The 21,150-nt window shown below is 58.8% G+C and carries 12 protein-coding genes and 1 pseudogene; 10 read left to right on the plus strand and 3 right to left on the minus strand.

The window, feature by feature from the left end; translation table 11 throughout:
• Positions 1 to 47 precede the first annotated feature (47 nt).
• The 6 genes and pseudogenes from J2Z31_RS29465 to J2Z31_RS25450 all read left to right on the plus strand — a co-directional run bounded on the left by J2Z31_RS29465 (position 48) and on the right by J2Z31_RS25450 (position 10,449).
• The gene (locus tag J2Z31_RS29465; protein ID WP_328243644.1) at positions 48 to 2,804 is read left to right on the plus strand and encodes an McrB family protein; all 2,757 of its coding nucleotides are present in this window, start codon (positions 48 to 50) and stop codon (positions 2,802 to 2,804) included.
• Positions 2,801 to 3,424: pseudogene (locus tag J2Z31_RS29665) on the plus strand (5-methylcytosine restriction system specificity protein McrC); the annotation flags it as partial. The gene J2Z31_RS29465 and the pseudogene J2Z31_RS29665, both read left to right, overlap by 4 nt.
• Positions 3,425 to 3,492: 68 nt before the next feature.
• Positions 3,493 to 4,089, plus strand: coding sequence for an McrC family protein (locus tag J2Z31_RS29670; protein ID WP_268828535.1), 597 nt, complete (start codon positions 3,493 to 3,495; stop codon positions 4,087 to 4,089).
• Positions 4,090 to 4,697: 608 nt separating this feature from the next.
• Positions 4,698 to 8,024, plus strand: a complete 3,327-nt coding sequence (locus J2Z31_RS25440; protein ID WP_209605942.1) for a DEAD/DEAH box helicase — start codon at positions 4,698 to 4,700, stop codon at positions 8,022 to 8,024.
• Between the two features lie 656 nt (positions 8,025 to 8,680).
• Entirely contained in the window at positions 8,681 to 9,475 is a 795-nt protein-coding gene (locus J2Z31_RS29470; protein ID WP_234939655.1) for an esterase/lipase family protein, read from the plus strand.
• Entirely contained in the window at positions 9,472 to 10,449 is a 978-nt protein-coding gene (locus J2Z31_RS25450) for a hypothetical protein (RefSeq protein WP_209605944.1), read from the plus strand. Before J2Z31_RS29470 ends, J2Z31_RS25450 begins: the two co-directional genes overlap by 4 nt.
• A gap of 726 nt (positions 10,450 to 11,175) precedes the next feature.
• On the opposite strand, the gene J2Z31_RS25455 is transcribed toward J2Z31_RS25450, so the two are convergent.
• From J2Z31_RS25455 to J2Z31_RS25465, 3 genes are all read right to left on the minus strand, one after another.
• A complete protein-coding gene (locus tag J2Z31_RS25455; RefSeq protein ID WP_209605947.1) occupies positions 11,176 to 12,969 on the minus strand; it encodes a pYEATS domain-containing protein in 1,794 nt (597 codons plus the stop codon).
• Positions 12,966 to 14,111, minus strand: coding sequence for a caspase family protein (locus J2Z31_RS25460; RefSeq protein ID WP_209605949.1), 1,146 nt, complete (start codon positions 14,109 to 14,111; stop codon positions 12,966 to 12,968). Before J2Z31_RS25460 ends, J2Z31_RS25455 begins: the two co-directional genes overlap by 4 nt.
• Before the next feature lie 62 nt (positions 14,112 to 14,173).
• Positions 14,174 to 15,298: a lipase family protein gene (locus J2Z31_RS25465; RefSeq protein ID WP_209605951.1), complete on the minus strand. Its 1,125-nt coding sequence runs from the start codon at positions 15,296 to 15,298 to the stop codon at positions 14,174 to 14,176.
• Between the two features lie 397 nt (positions 15,299 to 15,695).
• Here J2Z31_RS25465 and J2Z31_RS25470 point away from each other — a divergent pair, with 397 nt between their 5' ends.
• The 4 genes from J2Z31_RS25470 (at position 15,696) to J2Z31_RS25485 (ending at position 21,070) form a co-directional block, all read left to right on the plus strand.
• Positions 15,696 to 16,559: a hypothetical protein gene (locus J2Z31_RS25470; RefSeq protein WP_209605953.1), complete on the plus strand. Its 864-nt coding sequence runs from the start codon at positions 15,696 to 15,698 to the stop codon at positions 16,557 to 16,559.
• 65 nt (positions 16,560 to 16,624) lie between these two features.
• Positions 16,625 to 17,374: a hypothetical protein gene (locus J2Z31_RS25475; RefSeq protein WP_209605954.1), complete on the plus strand. Its 750-nt coding sequence runs from the start codon at positions 16,625 to 16,627 to the stop codon at positions 17,372 to 17,374.
• Positions 17,375 to 17,396: 22 nt separating this feature from the next.
• Positions 17,397 to 18,821: an N-acetylmuramoyl-L-alanine amidase gene (locus tag J2Z31_RS25480; protein ID WP_209605956.1), complete on the plus strand. Its 1,425-nt coding sequence runs from the start codon at positions 17,397 to 17,399 to the stop codon at positions 18,819 to 18,821.
• Between the two features lie 362 nt (positions 18,822 to 19,183).
• Positions 19,184 to 21,070: a sigma-54-dependent Fis family transcriptional regulator gene (locus tag J2Z31_RS25485; protein WP_209605958.1), complete on the plus strand. Its 1,887-nt coding sequence runs from the start codon at positions 19,184 to 19,186 to the stop codon at positions 21,068 to 21,070.
• The last annotated feature ends 80 nt before the right edge of the window (positions 21,071 to 21,150 follow it).

Raw genomic sequence — 21,150 nt, forward strand, 5'->3', positions numbered from 1 at the left:
CCTCCAAGCATCAGCGTGATGTATAGTCCAATATGCGGGGGTTTTACGTGAGGGAAGCTGAATTTAAGGCTTGGTTGGAAGCCGAAGGCTATTCGACGGCTACCATCAATACCCAAATGGCTGACGTGCGGCGCCTGGATAGGGCTTACGGCAATCTCAATGACCTTCCTGATGGTCAAACGCTCGCCAGCATCCGCGCATCCCTCGCATATTCTAAGGCCGATCAGCGCGCTGGACGGCCGAGTCCCTGCAAATTTGCGATAGACGGTGATCTTTACGACAACCTCGCGCACTACCGCGCCGCGCTCAATTTCTATCAGCGTTTCCTCGATGCCCGATCGGCACCGCGGGCCGCATCGACATATGACCTCACCCCGCAGGACGTTCTTGATGCCATCGATCGCTGCAATTCTGCAGGTTCGATGGAGGCATTCGTCGCCAGCCGCGAGGGGTTGGGGGACCCTGCCAAGTTCTGGCTTCTGCACCGCGGGAGGCGCTATCCCAGCAATGCGATCGTCCGCGACGCGCTGAGCCGAAACGGGGCTAGTGCGCTGCCTGATGAGGCCCAGTGCAAGGCGACGCTGGATGCGCTCGGGTTTGTCGTCATCGACTGGCCGGCGTTTGAGTCCCTGCGAAAAACCTTCCTGACCCGGATGGCCGACTTCGAGGATTTCCATCGGCAGGACGGCAAGTATTGGACGATAGAGCGCCGTGACAAAAATCAGCTGATCGAGAAGGTTCGGACCATTGCGGAATCCTCAGCCGACGATCGCAGCGCCGGCGAGCAGATCTATAGGCTGCTCAGCGTCGGAGGCCAAGGTCTGCCGCTCAGCTGGCGCACGCTCGATGAGGTGCAGAAGGCAGACACGGACCTGCGCGATCGTTTCTACACGGTGGTCGCCACACTCGCGCGCAGCGACGACGATCCGCTCGCCACCATCGCAACCTGTGCCAAGGCGCTGGAGCAGTTGAAGATCGACGGTATCGACGGCCTCCGTCGCGGCGAAGTTCTTGCAATTGCTGTCAGCGTCGTGGGCACCGTCCACCCGGAGACAGCGACTTGGTTCAAGATCAGTCGCATCGAAGCGATGGGCCAACGATTGTTCGGTCGCAAGCTTTTCGCGCATCCCCAGTTCCAGCCGACTGATCTCGACGAATATTTGCAGCTGACGCGGGCGCTGTTCGGGCTGTTCGCCACAGAGTTCGACTGGAACCCCGTCGATCTGTTTGATGTGCAGGGTTTCGTTTGGGTCGCCCTTGACGACAAATGGACTGACGGGGACGACGCTCCTGCGCAAGAGTCCGCCACCCTTCCCTCCACGCATGAGGAGCGGGAAGCTCTGCAGCGTAGTCCGTATTGGTTCGTGGGCGCCTCCTATGGCGGCCGTGATGACCAGGCTGAGCGTTTTCTGGCCGAAGGTATCTGGGACATCGGCAGTCCCAGTGATCGCCAGCGTGAGCAGATATTACGGATGCAGCCCGGCGAGCGGATCGCCATCAAGGCAACCTACGTCCGCAGGAATGGGCTGCCGTTCGAAAACCGCGGTCGGACAGTTTCCGTTATGCAGATCAAAGGCATCGGTACTATTACGGCCAACGCGGGAGATGGTAAGAGCGTGTCGGTTGCTTGGGAAAGCGGCTACAATCCTCGGGAATGGTACCACTACACCTACCAGCCGACGATTTGGCAAGTCTATCCGAACAACGAGATGGCGAAGCGCCTGATTCGGTTCGCCTTCGACGGTGAAACCCAGGACTACAGTTGGTTCCTTCAGAACCTCTCCCACTGGGGTGGTTTGCCCACCGAGGAAGCACCGGCGCCAGACCCAGTGAAGCGTTCGCCGCTCAACTTAATCCTCTATGGCCCGCCGGGCACCGGCAAGACCTACCGCACGATGGCCGAGGCGGTTCGGTTGTGTCATGGCCTTGCCGACGGCGACCCGCTGCTCACCGACCCCGCACGAAGGCAGGAGATGCGAAAGGCATATGAGGAATTGCGTGGGCAGGGGCAGATCGGCTTCGTCACCTTCCATCAGAACTACGCCTATGAGGACTTTGTCGAAGGGTTACGGCCCAAACCGCTCGCCGATGGCGTTGGTTTCACGCTGGTGGCTGAACCCGGCATCCTGCGCCGCATGGCGGAAGCCGCCGAGGCGAGTGCGGAAGAACATGTCCTGGTGATCGACGAGATCAACCGCGCCAACATTTCGAAAGTCTTCGGGGAACTTATCACCCTGATCGAGCCGGACAAGCGGCTCGGCATGGACGAGGGGATGCGGCTGATCCTGCCCTATAGCGGTGCCCGCTTCGGCGTGCCAGCCAATCTTCACATCATCGGCACTATGAACACTGCCGACCGATCGATCGCGCTGCTTGACACCGCACTTCGCCGCCGGTTTGAATTTCGCGAACTGATGCCGGACGCTTCCTTGCTCGGGACGGTCGATGGCATCGATCTGGCCGCGATGCTGGCGACCATCAACGAGCGGATCGAGTACCTCTTCGACCGTGAGCATCAGATCGGCCACGCCTATTTCATAGGCTGCCGAAATCGCGCGGACGTCGACGCCGTGATGCGCCATAAGGTTATCCCGCTGCTTGCGGAATATTTCTACGAGGACTGGGCGAAGGTCGCCACGGTGCTCGGGGATGGGAACGGCGACGAGGGGCTTCGAGACGTCGGCTTCATTGACCGCCAGCCGCTCAGGGCACCGGACGGAATGGGTGGCAACGAGGACGCTGCCCCTCGCTACCGTTGGAGCGTTCGCGAGAGGTTCAACTACGATCGGCTCATGGGAAAATGATCCGGCGCACCATCATTGAGTGGGAGGCATTGCCATATGGCGACGGACCGGGCGCCATTCCAGTCCGTGCCGCCGACCGGATCGCCGCAGTAGCTGCTGCGTCGCCGCTCGCCGGGAGCGGTGGTGGAGGCGTTATCGAGCATGGCCGCAAGAGCCTCCGCGCGCGAGGCGTCGTCGGCGTGGTCGCGGCCGACGGCTGCGCGCTGGAGATTCTGCCGAAGATCGATTTTCCCGGCCAACAGGGCGAGCAAGCGAAGGGAAGCATTCGCCGCCGCCTCGTCCACATGCTCGCCGTGGCGCTCGATATGAAAATCGACGCGGGTCAGATCACCGCGCTCGACTGGCAGCGAGATACGCTGCTCGAAATCCTCATCCGCCTCTTTTCCGAAAAGCTGGTGGACGCAATTCGCCAAGGAATGCCTCGGCTTTATGTCGAACAAGCGGACGAGTTGCATGTTCTTCGGGGCCGTCTTGATGTAACGCGACAGTTTTCAGCGCTGGCGGCCGAACCCGCACGGCTGGCGTGCCGTTACGACTCATTGACGCCGGACATAGCACTCAATCGCATCATGAAAGCCGCCATCGGTCGGTTGGCACGGATCGCAAGAACCGGCGATAACCAGCGTCGCCTGCGCGAATTGGCCTTTGCCTATGCGGATATTGCCGACGTGCCGATTGCGGCGCTGAGATGGGACCAGATGTACTTGACCGGACCAATGCGCGCTGGAGCGAACTCCTCAATCTCGCACGGTTCCTGCTGGGCGAGCGTTTTCAGACCACGTCGACGGGCGGACAGGATGGTTTCTCGTTGCTGTTCGAGATGAACACGCTGTTCGAGGAGTACATCGCGCGGATGTTGAAGCGCGCTCTGGCCAGCGACGATCTTCGCGTTGTGAGCCAGGGCGGGCGGCTCTACTGCCTCGAGACCGAAGATCGTCACGGTCTCTTCCAAACTCAGCCAGATATTCTGTTGAAACGCGGCGATACTGTCGTTCAGGTGATCGACACCAAATGGAAGCGGATCACTTCTCGGATCAACGATCCCAAGCAAGGCATATCACAAGCCGACATCTATCAAATGATGGCATACGGACGGCTGTATAGATGTGGTCATCTCACTTTGCTCTATCCGCACCACGGAGATTTGCTGGGCGATGACGGGGTGCTGGCTACTAACGTGATCACCGGCAGCGATGATCGACTTGAAACGGCCACCATTGACGTCGGGCGCGCAGGCGACATGGCCTCACGTTTAAGGCGGCTTGTCCACTGCGCGTGCTCATGAGCGGTCTGCTTCATCAGATTCCGGAGGAAGGACCCTTGTCCGCATTAGCCGATGGGGACCCAGAGGCTGCGATTGGAGGTCGAAGGTTCCTCAAGACCTTTTAAAAGCTCGTTCGCTGTCGGGCCCATTGCGGACATTTGCGATTAACGCGTTCAACGACGGCTTCGCGCCTGCCATTCCGGTGGTTCAAGTCGTCACGATCACTTTCTGAAAGCTGCCGTTGCCTGATTCGACGTCCCGGAGCGGAGCGCCGGCGCCGTCATGCGCCTCAAGCTGCGGACCGCGATCTTCAAGCCAAGGCGCTGAGCGGCGACTTCATCCGCCAGAACCTCTCGCGGTGGAAAATCGGACAACTGCTATTAATTTCCCAAGGTCGCGGCGTGGCGGCCCCTGTCGGGGTGCACGGCTGGTCCCGGATTGGCACAATGCCAAATCGCAAATGTTCGCTCGGGATAAGCGGCCCTTTGCTGCAGCCTCCGGTTGACGAGTGATGTCGGGCAGATGACAAATAGGCAATTCACTGAAGTATTCGTGCGTATGGTGGTCGGATTGACTGCTCATAGCACGTTCAACGGACAAGTACCGTTCGTCTATCGGGGGGCACGGCGTTGCACGATCTTTTTGCCGAGGATGCGGAGATCACGCTTCCTGCACTGGTGAGCCTTACTGGCAAGGTCGAAGGCAATACCGTAAGGCGGCTTTTCCATCCCGAGCAGCGGTTGAAGATCAAGTGGTCGCTGTTGCCGAAAGGTACAGGTTTCCGTTGCTCAAGCCCGGAATTCCTCCCTTTTGCAGTCGTGGATCGAACAACGACCTCGTTGCTAGGGCAACAGGCGGTGCTCAAGGTCGATGACGCATCGACAATCAGGGCCGCCGCGACAGGCGGCAAGTGGATATTGCCCAAACCGACGACCATAGACGATCTGACACCGTCGCAGGTCTCCAACACCGATCGTACGCTTGCGTCTTGGCAGGATGCCTTCGATCTCCGTGTCGAACGCTACGACGGCACTAGGTTGGTACGCCCGGGTATGCGTATTCCCCAGGTCGGCGCGGTGCGTGCGGTCTTGGCGCACTGGAGCGTGAGCAAGAGTGCCGTCACCGTGGTGCTGCCGACGGGGACCGGCAAGACCGAAACTATGCTCGCGCTATTGGTGATGGCCACCATCCCCCGCCTTTTCGTGATCGTGCCGACCGACCAGTTGCGCTCGCAGGTAGCCGATAAATTCCTAGGCTTGGGGAAGTTAAAAGAGACGGGGTGCCTCGCTCACGGGGCATTACTGCCCACCGTGGTTGCCTTGACCCGCGCTCCCAAGACGCTCGAGGGCATGAACCAACTGTTGGGTAGTGCTCACGTGGTCGTCGCCACCATGAGCGTCGTCGCCGAGCTATCAGAGGACATGCAGGCGTTAGTGTCGGACTGGGCGTCGCATCTTTTCGTCGACGAAGCCCACCATATCGCTGCCAAGACGTGGCGCGCCTTCAAGCAGCGGTTCGGTCAGCGGCCGGTCCTGCAGTTCACCGCCACGCCCTATCGCAATGACGGCAAGCGGGTCGACGGCAAGCACATCTACAGCTATCCGCTCCGCCAGGCGCAACTCGACGGCCTGTTCAAGGCGGTGAACTATATTCCGGTAATGGGACTGGACCGAGCCGACGCCGACGATCTCATCATTGGGCAGGTTCTCGCGAAGCTACGCCAGGACCGTGCGGAAAATCGGCCTCATCTGGCGATGGCGCGGGTCGAGACCATCGAAGACGCCAAGGCATTGCATGCGAAGTATGTCGCCAGGGCTGGTGCCGAGTTCAACCCGCAGCTCACCCACAGCAAGATGGGGGTGGCAGCCCGCCGGGAGGCCCTGCAAAAGCTACGTTCCGGCCAGGCGTCCATCATCGTTTGCGTCAACATGCTTGGCGAGGGTTTCGACTTACCCGAACTCAAGATCGCGGCCTTGCACGACAAGCACAAGAGCGAGGCTATCACGCTGCAATTCGTAGGTCGGTTTACCCGCACGCGCACAGACCTGGGCGATGCCACGGTGATCGCCAACATCGCGATGGACGACGTGAACGAAAGGCTAAAAGCACTTTACGCCGAGGATGCCGACTGGAACCACCTCCTTAACGTGGTCGGTTTCAAGAAGACATTCGACGCCAAGCGCCGCGAGGACATCATAACCGGTCTTCTCGCTCCGCCGGAAAGCTTCCATGTAGAGAATTTGCAGCCGCGGATGAGCACTATTGTCTATCGGACGACATGTGCCGAGTGGGATATTGCCGACATTGAGAACGCAATCGGTCCACACGCGATCATAGCGGACGGTCCCAGCATCAACCCGGAAGAGCGTTTGCTGATACTGGTAACTCGGGACGAGGAAGCGTTGCCGTGGACGAGTATCAAATTTCCTAGGAACGTGCAGTATAACCTGGTCATGGCTCACTGGGACGAGGAGCAGAACCTCCTCTTTATCAACACGTCCAGGAAGAAGGACCTCCACCTCCCCTTGGCGCGGGCCCTGGCCGGACCGGATGTCCAGCGGATGAGCGGCGAGAATATCTTCCGGGTGCTCAGCGGCTTCGACCGCCTGATGTTGAGTAACCTCGGACTGAGCGAGGCGCAGCGCAAGCCGGTCCGCTACTCGATGTTCATGGGTGTCGATATCGCCGACCAGCTAAATGCCTACGCCGGAAATCGGACCAAGACGCTCAACAACCTGTTCGGCCAGGGCTTCGTGGACGAAGAGAGGGTCGACGAGGATGGACTGATAGAAGGGTCGATCCGCGCACGATCGAGCATGGGGTGTTCGATCAAGGGAAAGATCTGGTCGCAGTCGACCACGAACAATCCCGCGGAATGGATGCGCTGGTGCCAACAGCTGGGCGCCAAGCTGCTCGACGAGCGTATCACCACCGAACATATACTGCGCAACCTTGTGAAGGCCGTCGGCTTGGATACGCTAACCGGCCACAAGACGCCGTTGGCCGTGGATTGGCCCGAGGATTTGCTGTTCGAGAACGAGGAGAAGGTTTCGATCATCGCTGGCGAGCAGGTTGCGCCATTCCATGAGTGTGACATCGAGTTGGAAAGCTTCGCCTCCGATGGTGGCGTGAAATTCCGGGTGACCAGCGACACATTCACAACTTCCTACACCTTCACCATCGAGCGAGGCATAGCCCAGTACACCCAGCGTGAAGGGGCCGAGCTGACGTTGAGGGTCGGAAAAAGGGAACGGCGGCTCGTCGACCTGTTTGCCGAAAGTCCACCGCACGTCTACCTCGCCGACGGTGACATGCTGGTGGGTGCCTCCCTGTTCATCGTGCCCAAACGGGAAGACGTGCTGCCGTTCGATTTGGACAGGATCGCTTCGGACAGCTGGCCCGGCGTCGACATCACGAAAGAATCCCAGGGGCCGACCAAACGCGCGGATTCAATCCAGCGACGGGTAATCAAGTCACTGTTGGATGAAGGTGGCTGGGACATCGTCTTTGACGATGACGGAGCCGGCGAGGTCGCGGATGTCGTCGCGATGAGATTGGAGGATGGTCGGCTCAAGGTTCATCTGTTCCACTGCAAGTATTCTTCCGAGCCTGTCGCCGGAGCACGCGTGGGCGACCTTTACGAGATCTGTGGCCAAGCGCAGAAATCCATCCGCTGGGCCGAACACCTCGGGGACATGCTCAAAAGGCTCCACCGCAGGGAGGCGGATCGCCTCAGGGCCGGAAAGGCGAGCCGATATGAACTAGGAGGTCAACAGACACTGGTGGCCTGGATCAACAAGTGGCGGCAGCTGCGACCGGACTTCACGATCACACTCGTCCAGCCGGGTTACTCGACGCGCCGGGCGGAAAGCGAACACCTCGAGCTGCTGGCCGCCACACAGGCATATCTCATGGACACCTATCGAATAGCGATGTTCGCTTGGTTCAACGAGTAGCGACTGAACGGCAAAGAAAGGCAGCTATTTCGTCCCAACGCCTGGGAGCAGACAGTCCGCTCTCGGCCCCAAATCTGTCGTTCCACTCAGGCCGAGCAGAGGTCCGCTACTGGGTAGTTGAGACGGAGGGATTTTGTAACAACAGGGTCGGTGGTTCTGATCCCCTCAAGGCGAGGGATAGGAGTCGGCATCCCGGACTGGGCGGCATGTTGCTGGCTGTCTCAGTCGGGTGGGAACGAGACTTCAGCTCACCAGCTATCCGACGACACGTGTGCGCCAGGAGCGACCATTGCCAAAATCGAATACTCTAACACATTCGGGGCCGTCTCCCGCCAGACCGGTTCAGGGCCACGGCAGATACATGGCCGTCCTTCATCTCCATCGGCGCGATGCCACTGCACCCGCTCTCACTTCGTCCATTCTTTAGGGCTATAAACCCTCCCGGAATTGGCCCGTCAATCGTTCCCTATTGACAGTCGTTTACCGCCGGGGTGTGGTGCCGGCCGGGCACCGCCAATTTGTCGGCCCGGAGAGTGACGCGATTCGGAGCGAGCCCGCAGGCCAAGGTGCAGTCTGGTCAAAGGCTTGCGGGCGATGCTATCTTTCTAGTGGAACCCGCGCCGGCATTGGGCGCAGGAATATACGGGGGCAGAGACTTGAGCCATTCTGTTGCGATTGCGCTGCCGTGGGGACAGGAATCGGTAGGCTATTTCGCCAAACAGCCGGCACGGCGGTTGCTGGTGTTTGTGCATGGCTTCGGGGGTAATGCGTTGAAAACCTGGGCCGGTACGGAAGCGGCACTAGCAGCTGACTCCCGGGCCGGGACTTGCGACCTAGCCTATTTCGGCTATCCCAGCTTCAGCGCCCAGCCAGAAATGTCGGCGGGCACCCTTAGGCACTTCCTCGACGAAGCGGCCGGAGCTAGCGCCGAGTGGAACGCGCTTGCCAGCCGCGCGCTCGGTGGAGCGGTTCTCCGCGAGTATGACGAAGTAACGGTGATCGCCCATTCACTGGGAGCGCCTGTATCACGCCGAGCGTTGCTAGATGCAATCCGCAACCAAGCGTCCTGGGCGGGAAAGACACGGCTGCAGCTTTTTGCACCCGCGCACATGGGAGCCTATCTTAACAAAGTGCGCAAGGAACTCGGGATAGCCTCGCGTCTGATCGCATCGCTGACCGCCTTGACCAAATTCGGCGTTCTCTCGCTCGACGGGCTGGAGCCGGGCAGCCCCTTCCTCACCCAGTTGATGGAGGATTCCAGCAAAGAACTCGCGAACGGTTGGGATGCGCAGGTCAAAGCGCGGCAGGTGATCTTTGGCGATAGGGAAAACGTGGTCATGGTCCAGCGCTTTCTGGAGGATCCTCCGCACACCGTCTGGCCCGGGCATGGGCACTGCTCCGTCTGCCGTTGCGATAAAACTGCCCCGGCTATTGCGAGCCAGCTGGCATGACAGAGATCTGCCTGACCGGGAATGCAACCAGTCTGCTGCGCGATGTCGAGCATGCCTATGCGGTGGGCGAAAAGGTCGCGGGGCTAAAGCCGGTGTTCAGCCAAGGCGCTATCGATCCGTTTAGAGTGTTCCGTTCGCACAGGGTTGTCGCGAACGACATTGTAAAGGGGAAGGACGTGGTTTGGCGGGAGCAACTCGACCTTTTGCTTGGAGCGCTGTCAGCGCTCCATATCGGCGGACTGCAGGCCGAGGGCGCGGAGATCTGGAGCGATCCTGAGGGCCAGTTCGTTTGGGAGTTGCTGCGCCATTCTGCCGTGGTCGCCTACTATGAACGGCACTACCCATTCGCGCCGCCGCTGTTGGTACGCGCCGCAGGAGACAGGCGGCTATCCGACACCTATCGCTCGCAGTGGCAGGCTGAGCTGGAGCAAGAAGGCTTCGACGCGACCTATCGCCAATTCCTCCATCTTAACGCTCGTTTCATTGCCAACGATGTGATTGGATATTTCATTGAATTGCTCGACGATTTTTATGTGTTCGACACCCACATCGATGAATTCCGTCGGGTGCTTGAACAGCCTGCACGGCTTGAAGGTTGGCTGACGACGCCCGATCGCTGGCAACTGCTCGAGGGGATGGCATCGTTCTACGAGTTTGCGCTCGATCTCGATCAATACCTCGCCGCGCTGGAGTTTCCTATGCTGCGCGGGCACGTTTGGCTGCATTTCGCCTACTGGTTCGGCAATGGCGGCTCGCGGATGGAGGAGGTGGCGCTGTGGCTTCAGAATGCCGTATCCCACGCTGCAGTCGATGAATCCATCGACGGTACCGAGCTAGGTGAGGCCTTGGCCCGCCTGCGCGATCCGCAACGCTACCCGTTAGCGCTGCTCGAGCAAACCGCTGATGTGCTAGGTCCCTGGCTTGAAACGAGCGGCGTGGGCGAGCAATTGAGCGCCGGCTCTAGATCGCTTTGAAGCGCAGCGGCAGCCTGTTCGTTCCTCCCAAAAGTGCTCTTCGACCGCTTCTTAACCAGGCGGGATGGAAGCGGTACTTCGTCCGTCGCTGCGACATTCGACCGATTTCGCCCCAAAGCCGCAGCTCGCGCGCATAGATTGATCAGTCGAAAGCCAGCGTTCCGGTCAGCTCGTCATTGTAGTCGGGTTGGCCGCACCAGCAGATGAACTGCCGCTTTCGGGGCAGGCGAACTGGCTCGAAACGACTTGAAAGGGGGCGCCCAGCGGTCGTTCGTGAACCGTGGCTGGAAAGTTTGTTTCCGGCTCGCACCGCAAATCCCGGCCGATATAAACGAGCGGCAGCAATGGGGTCGAGGGGAGCCGTCCTTCACGAGCCCTGTACACGGCTTGTTGCGAGGATGTTCACGTTCTGGGGCCAAAAACATTGCATAATATATCGACTGGATACTGCGCGCGCTAATCCTTCCGCGGCATGCCCGCCTAGGCCAGTATATCAAGACCGTGTTTTGCAAAAATGAGAAACAGGCGCGATGCGGCCGAGCGCCCCGCATTGAGGCTGCTTTCGAGCGTCCGGAGGCATTCTCTCAGAGATCCCTCCTACGGCCGCGGAATGTGAGCGCCTTTGGTAGGCCCGCCACCGTGCTTCGGTGGTCGGGCGGTTCGGGCGTACGGTTCCCCTTGGGACGGTGAACGAGGCGACAATGTTACTTGTTTGGCTGACTTGGATTAAAAGTTCTTTATAATATGCGGAGCGTCGCTCAGTTCGGCTAAATCCAATTCAAGTTCTACACCAGCTCCTGGTATCCACGCGCCGACGGTAAATCCACCGTAGCACCCCAGTTCGATCCGTGCTCTATAACCACGAAATATCGTGCGAATGCGGTCCGGGTGAAATGTCGGGTGAAGGAAGAATTCAACCGGTTCGTCATAGCTGCTCGAAATCAGGTCAGGGTCTGCTTCCACTGTTAAGACGACGGTAACCCAGGAACGATTGGCTGCATTTGGTATGAATTCTGCGGATAGCAAGTATCCCTCGCGAGATGCCGATCCTCCCCAGCGCCCTTTGTGAGGATCATTCGCCTCCAGGATTTGCATTGATACCGCGTTTGGATCTTGACGAATCCGGGTCAGTAGTTCGCGTGATGGTGCCTGCGTTTCGTTTTCTGATATAGCTGGCGAAAGCAATACACCGTCGTCCGAATAGGTCGGCTGTGATGCTAGATCGGAACCAAATGGGCGAGATTTGGCCGGCCGGGTAGCTGGACTTTGTACGCCAAATCGCCCCGCATGGAGGCGCCCGCGGAATACGACCTTGCTGAATCTCTCATCAATGTTCCCGAGAGAAGGCTGCAACTTGTTCCCTGTCACTAACCAAGAAAAGCTCGCGCCGGCTGCTTTTTGAGCAGGCATGCGCAGCTTCCACTTGGCTAACTCATCCGTTGCCTTCTCACTAACTGCAGCCGTCCCGGACTTGGAGAGTGCGTTCAGCATGTCACCTACGATCTGCGCCGTATAAGCGAAGTAGGGCATCCCAAGTCGCCTGCATTTTGCGATCAAGTCGAGAGCTATGGCACCCGCTGCTGCTTGTTCCGCTTTCTCCGCAGGCGCAACGTCGATATGATTTCTAGCAGACAAGGCGAGTAGGTCGGGTATCCAATCGAAGTCTGCAACAAGTTGATCAATTTTACTTCGGGGCGTGGCTCTTTCGAGTTCAGGGAATCGCAATGCCAAAAGTGCGACGGCGATTTCGAGCCAAGGATCGGTGTCCGAGGAGCTTGCTTCCATCGAAAGCTCACCGCCTTGTTCCAACTGTTCCATGGTGATCTGTTTAGCCTCGGCGACACTTCCTGCGTACAGTGCCTGGACCAAGGCTCGTCGAGACATTTCAGCCGGAAACACTATTGCGGTGATGTCTGAAGAAGGAGTACTTCGCAGTAACACCTTCGTGCCGCCGTTGAAGAGGGGCAGCATTAGCCGCTCGTTTCTAAGCCCGCTCACCGCGTATTCTAGCCGCAAGCGTCCATGTTCGCGGTCAAGGCCGCCGCCCGGTCGCTGGATCAGCAACTCCGCTAAACTACCCAATATAGTAACGACCGGTTCAGGGTGCGACCTATAGGGACGCCAGCCTCCAACTCGGCCCGGAAGCGTGTCTTGCGATATGGCGATGGAAAGCCACCGACTAGGGGCGGAGGTCTCCGCGGCCGCGGATGAAACCTCGGTCGATAACTGCACGGCGTCGATAATGTTATTCAGGAAAGCATCGCCGGTTACGGCGAGCTCACGAAGTGTTGGAAGGCGAACATGGTTTGCCTCGCCATCGTGAACGGCAAATGTAACGCTGCGAGCCAACTGTCCCAATGGCTCGACAGTTGCTGTGTAAATACCGGGCGGCACGTCGAATTGGCAGGTCGTCTTGGTGGGCGTCGCGAGCCATTCCCCAACCTGTGCTTCCTGCCCGAGTATCCTTATACGGCCTATGGACATATCCGAAGGTGCGACGATGCTGAGTGTGCTCGTCATGGCACTGGGATCCTCTTATCGAATATGGGCCCAGATGGTTTTAGTTCGTACTGGCGGGGTTGTCCGTTTCCGTTATCGGCGATGAGGTAGTGGGGGCTGGGGCTGATATCAAACATCCATGTCGACGGATGGTTAAGCGGGCAACTTATAAGTAGAATCCCATTTGCGTCATGGACATGGAACCGATAAGTGGACATGAGGCGCTCGGGGTCTGTCAGGACGAATATTGGGATGCGAGGGTTCGGCGGAACCAAAAGCGGAAAATAGTTGTTTTGGTCGATCAACAGGACAGGTTCGAACGGCTCTGTGGTCCATGTAACGCGCCGGCCATACAAGTATTTCAGATCGGTGTGAAGTTTCCACTTTCCCGTGTCGACTACCCATTTTACGTCGTCAAATCGAGCCGACGCGCCGTCCAGTGCGTCTATGAGCACCTGAGTAAATCGCCCGATCGTTACCGAAGGATGCAGAGGATTCTTCCTGTCTTCAGGCCAGTCACCCTCGTACGCAAACATACCTGCTGATGCGGCGCTGATGAGTAACACCTTCTCGCGCGCATATTTGAGTTGGTCTTGCTCCAAGGGACGTATTATGCGGATGCTTTCCGTATTACTAAGGGCAAAATCCTTTGAAAACTCCTGGCATGCGTCGACGAAAAAGTACGCAGCTCTTACGGCTTGATTAGCTTTGAAGGCCCTCGCCACTTCTGTCACATTGATGTGTGAGCCCCATGGATCTCTCTTGTCGGAGTTGAGATCGTCCAGAAATACAACGGCATCGTTTGCCCGTACTGCACCATGACCGCTGATGAAACAGAATGCTGAATCCCCTTCTTGGAAGCTGTCGACCCAATCCTCACCAGCACGCTCCACAGCGTCGCTTGAAGCGGGATGAACAGGCCCCCCTGGGAAGTCTTGAAAGGCATAGGGGATGCGGAGGTAATCCGCCTCTCCATCAGTGACCAACAGGTGAATTGACGCCAGCTTTGGCGTTAACGCATCCCTGTTCACGTATAGCCAATCCGCCATTCTCCGGGCTGCTGAAGCCGCACAGGGAACGTCGGGGACGCCCAGTTTGTAGATGATACCTCTCCCTTCCTTCGCGGTCGGGTAACCGGCCACACCGACCACGAAGGCTCTCATTGCAGGGCCTTCCACGCTCCTACTCCACGTAGGCCCGATCGGTTCCGGCTTTCCTTCTGGCATCAGAGCACACCCCCCTCAACCAGCCTGCGACGAAGACGTGCGTAAAACTGCGGTCTTGTGAAATACGCCGAATGTGCCGCACCTAGCCCGGTTATAGTGCTGAAACTGTAATCCTCAGCATCAGGGAACATCGGGGCGGCGCAGAAGCCAAAGACGTCGATTGGGTCGAAAACATTCAGCCACAGCGATGCCGCTTCTGGGCCCTTCTTCGCCGTTTTGGCTGGGAGGCCTTCACTACTTGCAAATAGGCCAAGTTCCTGGAACAGCCCCGGTTGGGATCCCACTGTAATGAGGGCGTCTGCGCGCAGATCCCCCGGTAGCTCTGCGGACTTCAAATCCGACAACATGTCGTACAGGATCACACCTCCGAGGCTGTGGCCGACGAGGACGAGTTTGCCACCATTCCGAGACGTCCACGCCGTCTGGATAGCGTCGCGAACGGTCGCTCTGATCGCCTCGCGGATCGACCCCTGTTTCAGGTAGATGAAAACATCACCCAGAAATCGCGCGACAGTTGGGTTAAGCCGCTCGACAACGGTCGAATGTACGCCTTTGGCGGCAAGGTTCGCTGCTCGATCGGCTATCGCCTGTGCCGCCGACTTAAGCGCATCGCCGATCGCAAGGTTATGGGGCAAGTTGGACAGTCGCCGGACCTCGGATACAAAATCTTGATCGGTTACCGCGTCTTGGAGACCTTTAAGGGCGGAAGGAGTGCCGCTTGGTTTCTGATCGTCGGCGTCCAGCAAATCGACGATCCCGGCGAAGAGAGCCAAGTCCGCCTTATCTAGTTTTTGTCCGCTAGCCTCAATCATTTTGATACGTTCAGAGAAGAGAAGATCCAAGGCTGAACTAGGAGATTCCTTTGCGATCACGTGCAATACCGTGGGGTTTACGTCGCTGCTGGGTTCGAGGCCGCCGAGCCCAAGTGTCTGAGTCTCGCTCTTTCGGAAAGACGCGCCGTCAAATAGAAGCTTTGGGACAAGTTCTCCCCACATAGGTGAAATTATGGTCGCCTTGTCACCAAATACCGCTGATTTGAACAGAGAATTTCTGTTCTCGGTCTCAATTTCATAGGCTGGGGTGGCTCGCGTCGCTACACCGTGTACAAAGACAACAGTAGTCACATTCAACCTCCAGGGTTGATTGTTATAAACATCATGTCACACGTCAGTATTACTTATGGCCGTATCCCCTTCCGGCCATCCCTCCAACCTGTTACAGATCTTCGCCAAAACAGGATTATAGGCACCGATTCAGCTCGTTTTCAAGTTGCATAAGTTAGAAATAAGTGCTTTAGAATTGTCTTCGTGGGCACGGGGATGGTGGCTGATACATAATTCCGACTTGTAATATATTTGAATCCTTTTGATTTTATCTCCCTCTGTGGTCGGGATGGGACGAGTAATCACGCCCAAGTTGCCCAAACGAGGCATGCCGCTTCGTGAACGGCATGTGTCTGGGTGATGTAGGGCCTTGCATGCTCGTCCTATGCGTTGGCTTTTTTGATCTGTGGAGAGGGAAATGACATTTGGCGCATGGCTGGTGGGGAACGCTGGCGAAGGTGGTTCGAACGAGCGACTTCGGAAGTTCGCGGCTGACCGGGGTTCCGAATGGCCGTACGGCAGCGACGCCCCGGTCGACTACCTCAAGGTCATCGCCACCCATGCAGAACCGACTGAGCGAAAGGAATTGTTGGACATCGCTGGCAAGGCTCTTGAGCAATGGGAACAAGGGCGCGCGAGCGCTGGGAGTAAACGCGGGTGGAGTGTTCTGTCGGGCCCCGTTCTCCTCGCTGGTTTTGGGATTATCATCGCAGCCATCCTGGCGTGGGGGATTTTCCAGGGGAAACTTCTTTCAGACATCGCCAAACCGGAGTTGGCCCGGGGGCTGATCACGTTCTTGTTCGCTTTCTCCACGATCGCGATCGTAATTCTGGTCGCCATCGCAACATTTTGGATGGACAAAGAAGAGGTGAAAGAGCGCTTCGGAAGCGCAAAGGACCTCATAACCATTCTAATCGGTGTGCTCGGTACCATTCTCGGATTTTACTTCGGTGCAGCCGACGATCCGTACACACGAAGCACCCTCTTGGCGGCAAACGTCACAACCTCAAGCCCGCAAGTTCGGGCCGGAGACAAAGCTTCTGTGACGGGGATCGTACTCGGCGGAGTTGGGCCTTATGACCTCAATATTGCATTCACCTCTTCTGCGGGCGGCGGTTTGACTCCGATAGACGTCAAGGGGTTTGCCGGCGGACGGTTTGCTCAGGAAGTGGCAATCGCAAGCGAATTTCAGCCATCCCTCGTCGGCTATCGCGTGACGGTGAGGGATGCCAATGGCACCCTGACGAGCGCCGATGGCACCATCTCGGTAGTGGCGCGATGACCCCCGTTCTTCGGTTGATAAGAATTGTCGTCGTTCTGGGGCCTGCCTCGATTGGAGCTGCCTGTGTGAGCGGGGCGCCAGTTGAGGAAGCGAGGGCGTTTGCCGAGGCGGCTGATGCGGTTACCGATGCAGGAACGCTCTTGTTTGACGGTCTCGCCGTCGCGGAGAGGCAAAGACGACGAGAATTACACAACGCAAATCCGGCGCAGAGATATGAGTTCAACGTCGACGACGCTCCTTATTTCGCGACCATAAGTGAACCACCAGGGACCGAGTCCTTTAAACGTGCGCTTGCAGTAGTGACCGCTTATGCCGATCTGGTGGTGGCACTGGTGGAAGGCAAGGATGTTGCAGCATCCAAGTCTTACCTGGTGCAAATTTCAAACGACCTCAAGCAGATTACCGGCATACCGGGCGTGGCCGTCGCCGTTCAGACGCTCGATCCACTCATCGATCATGCACTGAGGGCCCAGAGCGTGGCTGAAGCGCGTCGCTTGGTCCTGCAGGGGACGCTGGGCGTCGAAGAGTTGCTCCTCGCGCTCAAGAATGCCGCTCCCACAATCTACAGCACGATGATTTATATGGACCGCAAGGTTCCGGGATCGTCGGAGTCTGAGACTGCAAAGCTCAACGCCGACCGGACCAAAGTCGCAAATTTTGTAGTCTTGCTTGATCGGCTGCGAGCCACGTTCGGCATGTTGAAGGTCGGATTCGAACATCAGAACGGTCGAGCCGGACTCGCTGAATTGGCTGCGGAGTCTGCCCGACTTCGTGCCGATGTCGATGCCGCGCGAAAGGTTTTCGCCGGGGGATAGCAGTCGCCAATGGGAGGCCAACATGACATCCGTTTCCGAAGCGCGTGCGGCGGTCAACTCAAGCATGATCGCGATTGAAGACCGGCTGCAACAAGGCATAGGGGCCGACGAACAGGCTCAGCTCAAAGCAGCTTATGCGAGATTGTGGGTGATCCTCGGGCAGATAGACGAGTTGATGATGGAGCAGGCGGCTGCCTCTGTCGCGAGCGCAGTGGCCAAGTTGGAGCGAGCGATCGCATCGGCGAAAACATCCGAGCCTGCCGTGTACAAGGAAGCGCTCCACCAGGCGCTTGGCGGGATTGGAATAGGCTCCGCACCCAGCGGGAAATCAGACGGCACGGGCGGGGGCATCAAGCAACCCACAAGTGGAAATGGAACGCCTGTGCCAACCGTTTGGGCCGACTTGATAACCTACTATACGTCGTTCAAGGGTGTTCCGGACGGCCTGAGAGTCGCGAGCCTTTCGCAGTGGATCCTTGAATCGGGGAGGGGAGCAAGCAGGCTCGCTCGTGAACATCTGAATTTTGGCGGCTTGAAGTATCGGGAGCGCATGGTGGGGTATGCCCTTCCCGTCGACTACACCGGAACGGATGGGGAGGCCACGACATACTGTCGCTTCTCGTCCGTTGCCGAGTTCGTAGCGGGGTATTGGCACTTTATCCGAAGCGGACCGTATGAAGGTTGGGATCAGCTCGGGGGCGATGGCGCCGCCTATATTCGACACATTTCGGCAAGCTACGCGGCCGACGGGCAGTACGTCGGAAAGGTCCTTGGATTGTTCCAGGAAGCGCGCGAGCTTCTTGGTATCAGTGGCACCAGCACAAATCCTGGTAACGGTGCGGTGTCCATGGCCTCCGACGGCACCCGCGTCGCTGTTGTAGTCGGGCATAACCGCGTAAGCAAGGGAGCTGCTTCCGTTACGCCGATAAATCTGATGGAGTTCGACTTCAACCAGATTGTCGCACAGGGAATGAAGAGCGAGGCAGGCCATTATAACCTGGATGTTGAAGTCTTTTTGAGAGAGCCTAGCGGCAGCTACACGAAGGAGATCAAGGATGCATACCAAAAGGTGGCGACGTGGAAGCCAACCTGCATTCTGGAGCTCCATTTCAATAGCAACAGTGACCCGCTTGCAAACGGCCTTGAGATGTTGTGCCTTCCCAGTGCGAATTCGAGGGCGCTTGCATCAAAACTGGTGGGCTCGACGAACAAGCTCCTCAACGTGAAGATAAGACATAGCGACGGCGTGCTCGCGCTTTCGGCCGGCGATCGAGGTTGGCAATCAGTGTCGGCACTGCCGAATATTCCGACCGTGCTATGTGAACCGTTCTTCGGATCGAACGCGGGAGACTGCGTTGCGGCGGCGAGCGTCGGGCGGGAAGCCTTGGGACGCGCCTATCTGCGGGGAGTGCGCGATTGGTTGGAGGCAAAAGCGCTCAATAGTTGAAGCTTGTTCGGCTAAACGGATTTTGCGGTTGGAACGCCCAATGGGCGGTATGCGCTGTTATCCGTCGCTCCCGAACTGGATGTTCCCCCGTGGCTGAACCGGGCCAAACGACATGACCAAGGGGTTAGTATGCGAACCCTGATATACCAGCGGTCCTAGCTCACAGCAGACTTCTGTGGCACAGATGTTCCTGCTTCGTGCTTCGAAAGTCGCATAATGTATCGTCGGGAACTCCTTCACTGCGCAGGCGAGGCAGACCCCCATTGGTGAACCCCGAGAGCGCCTGCTTGCTCTTCCTTTACATTCGCCCTGGCGATGCTCACACTCGGCGGAGGAGAGAGGGCGTCCGTTGGGAGGCGGTCATGTTTTCACATTCCGACCACATCCGTGAGATCGAGCGCGTCGGCCGCGGCCTTCCTGTTAGCCGCGACGATATGGTCGTGAAGTCCTGGCTGCGCTGTCTCGAGCATCACCGGCTCGACCCGGCACAGACCTGTGAAGCCTATATCGTGCCGGAACCGCGGTTCAAGGAGCACCGCCAGCAATCGGAGGATCTCATCAACATCGCCCGCTCCGGGCTCGAGCACCTGTTCCGGCAGGTAGCGGGACAAAACTACGTGCTGCTGCTTTCCGACCGGCAGGGCGTGACGGTTGAGTTCCTCGGCGATCCGCTCTTCGACAATAACCTGCGCAAGGCCGGACTCTATCTCGGCTCGGAGTGGTCGGAATGGCGTGCCGGAACCTGTGCCGTCGGCGCCTGCCTCGAGACGGGGGAGGCGTTGACGATCCATCAGACGGATCATTTCGACAACACCCATACGCCGCTCTCTTGCACGGCGGCGCCGATCTACGACGCGCGCGGCGAGCTTTCCGCCGTCCTCGACATTTCGCTCTTGAGTTCGCCGATCCAGAAGGCGAGCCAGAACCTCGCACTGCATCTCGTCACCGCGACCGCAAGGCGCATTGAGCTTGCAAACCTCATGGCCCAGGCGCCGCATCAATGGGTGCTGCGCTTCTCACGCTCGCCGGAATTCCTCGACGTCGACCCGGAGGCGGCGATCTCAATCGACAGCCTCGGGCGCATCGCCGGCATGACCCACGGAGGGGCGAAGATCCTGGCGCGCTCGACCGGGCGCGACTGGCGCGATCCGCGCCAGCTTATCGGCGAGCCGGTATCGCGCTTCTTCGACATGGAGATCGACGACCTCCCCGATCTTACGCGTCGGCGTCCGACGCAGGAGCGGCTCGTCTTCGCCCGCGACGGCAATGCGCTCTTCGCCCATGCGATCGAGCCGCATTCCCGCACCCGCGCTCCGGCCGTCTCGCGCGAGCAGATTCCGCCGCCCTTGCGCCGGCTGGGTGGCGACGCCCCCGAAATCGTTTCGCTTCAGGTCAAGGCGGCGAAGCTTGCGCGCACGGGCCTGCCGATCCTCATCCAGGGGGAGACCGGGACCGGCAAGGAACATCTGGCACGCGCCATCCACGAGGGCAGCGGCCTCAAGGGCCAATTCGTCGCGATCAATTGCGCGGCAATCCCCGAGCAATTGATCGAGAGCGAACTCTTCGGTTACCTGCCGGGCGCCTTTACCGGCGCCTCCGCCAAGGGCCGCAAAGGCCTGATCGAACAGGCCGACGGCGGCACGCTCTTCCTCGACGAGATCGGCGATATGCCGCTTGTCCTGCAAAGCCGGCTCTTGCGCGTGCTTGCCGAGGCCGAAGTGCTGCCGGTCGGGGGAAGCGTGCCGCGTCCGGTCCAGATCCGCGTCGTCTCAGCCTCGCACCGGCCCTTGCAGACGCTCGTCGCACAAGGGGCTTTCCGCGAAGATCTCTATTATCGTCTTAACGCCGCGACGCTCTCGCTTCCGGCGCTCAGAGACAGGCCGGACTTCGAGTGGATCGTGGCTCAGATCTTGGCGCGGCATTCTTATGGCGAACGCGAATTGACGCTCTCTCCTGCGGCGCTCGTCGCGCTCAAGTCGCACGATTGGCCCGGCAACATCCGCGAACTCGATAACGCCATCGCCGTCGGCGCCGCGCTCGCCGAAAACTGCGTCGTGGAGATTGGCGATTTGCCGGACCACCTCGCCGCGAAGGCCGGGGCTGCCGGTATGGGCGACGCCGGTGCGGCCCTGGGCTTGATGCTGTCGGCCTGCGGCTGGAACATCTCCGAGGCCGCGCGAAGGCTAGGCCTCGATCGATCGACGGTGCATCGGCAGATCAAGCGCTATCGCCTCAAGCAGAAACACTGAGCGTCTTCGCCCTGCAACAGATCGACTGCAACAGCTGTGGCAGTCGCATCACCTGGCGCAACACGCCAGCCCCTCCCTAC

The organism is Sinorhizobium kostiense (genome assembly GCF_017874595.1).
Taxonomy (GTDB): domain Bacteria; phylum Pseudomonadota; class Alphaproteobacteria; order Rhizobiales; family Rhizobiaceae; genus Sinorhizobium; species Sinorhizobium kostiense.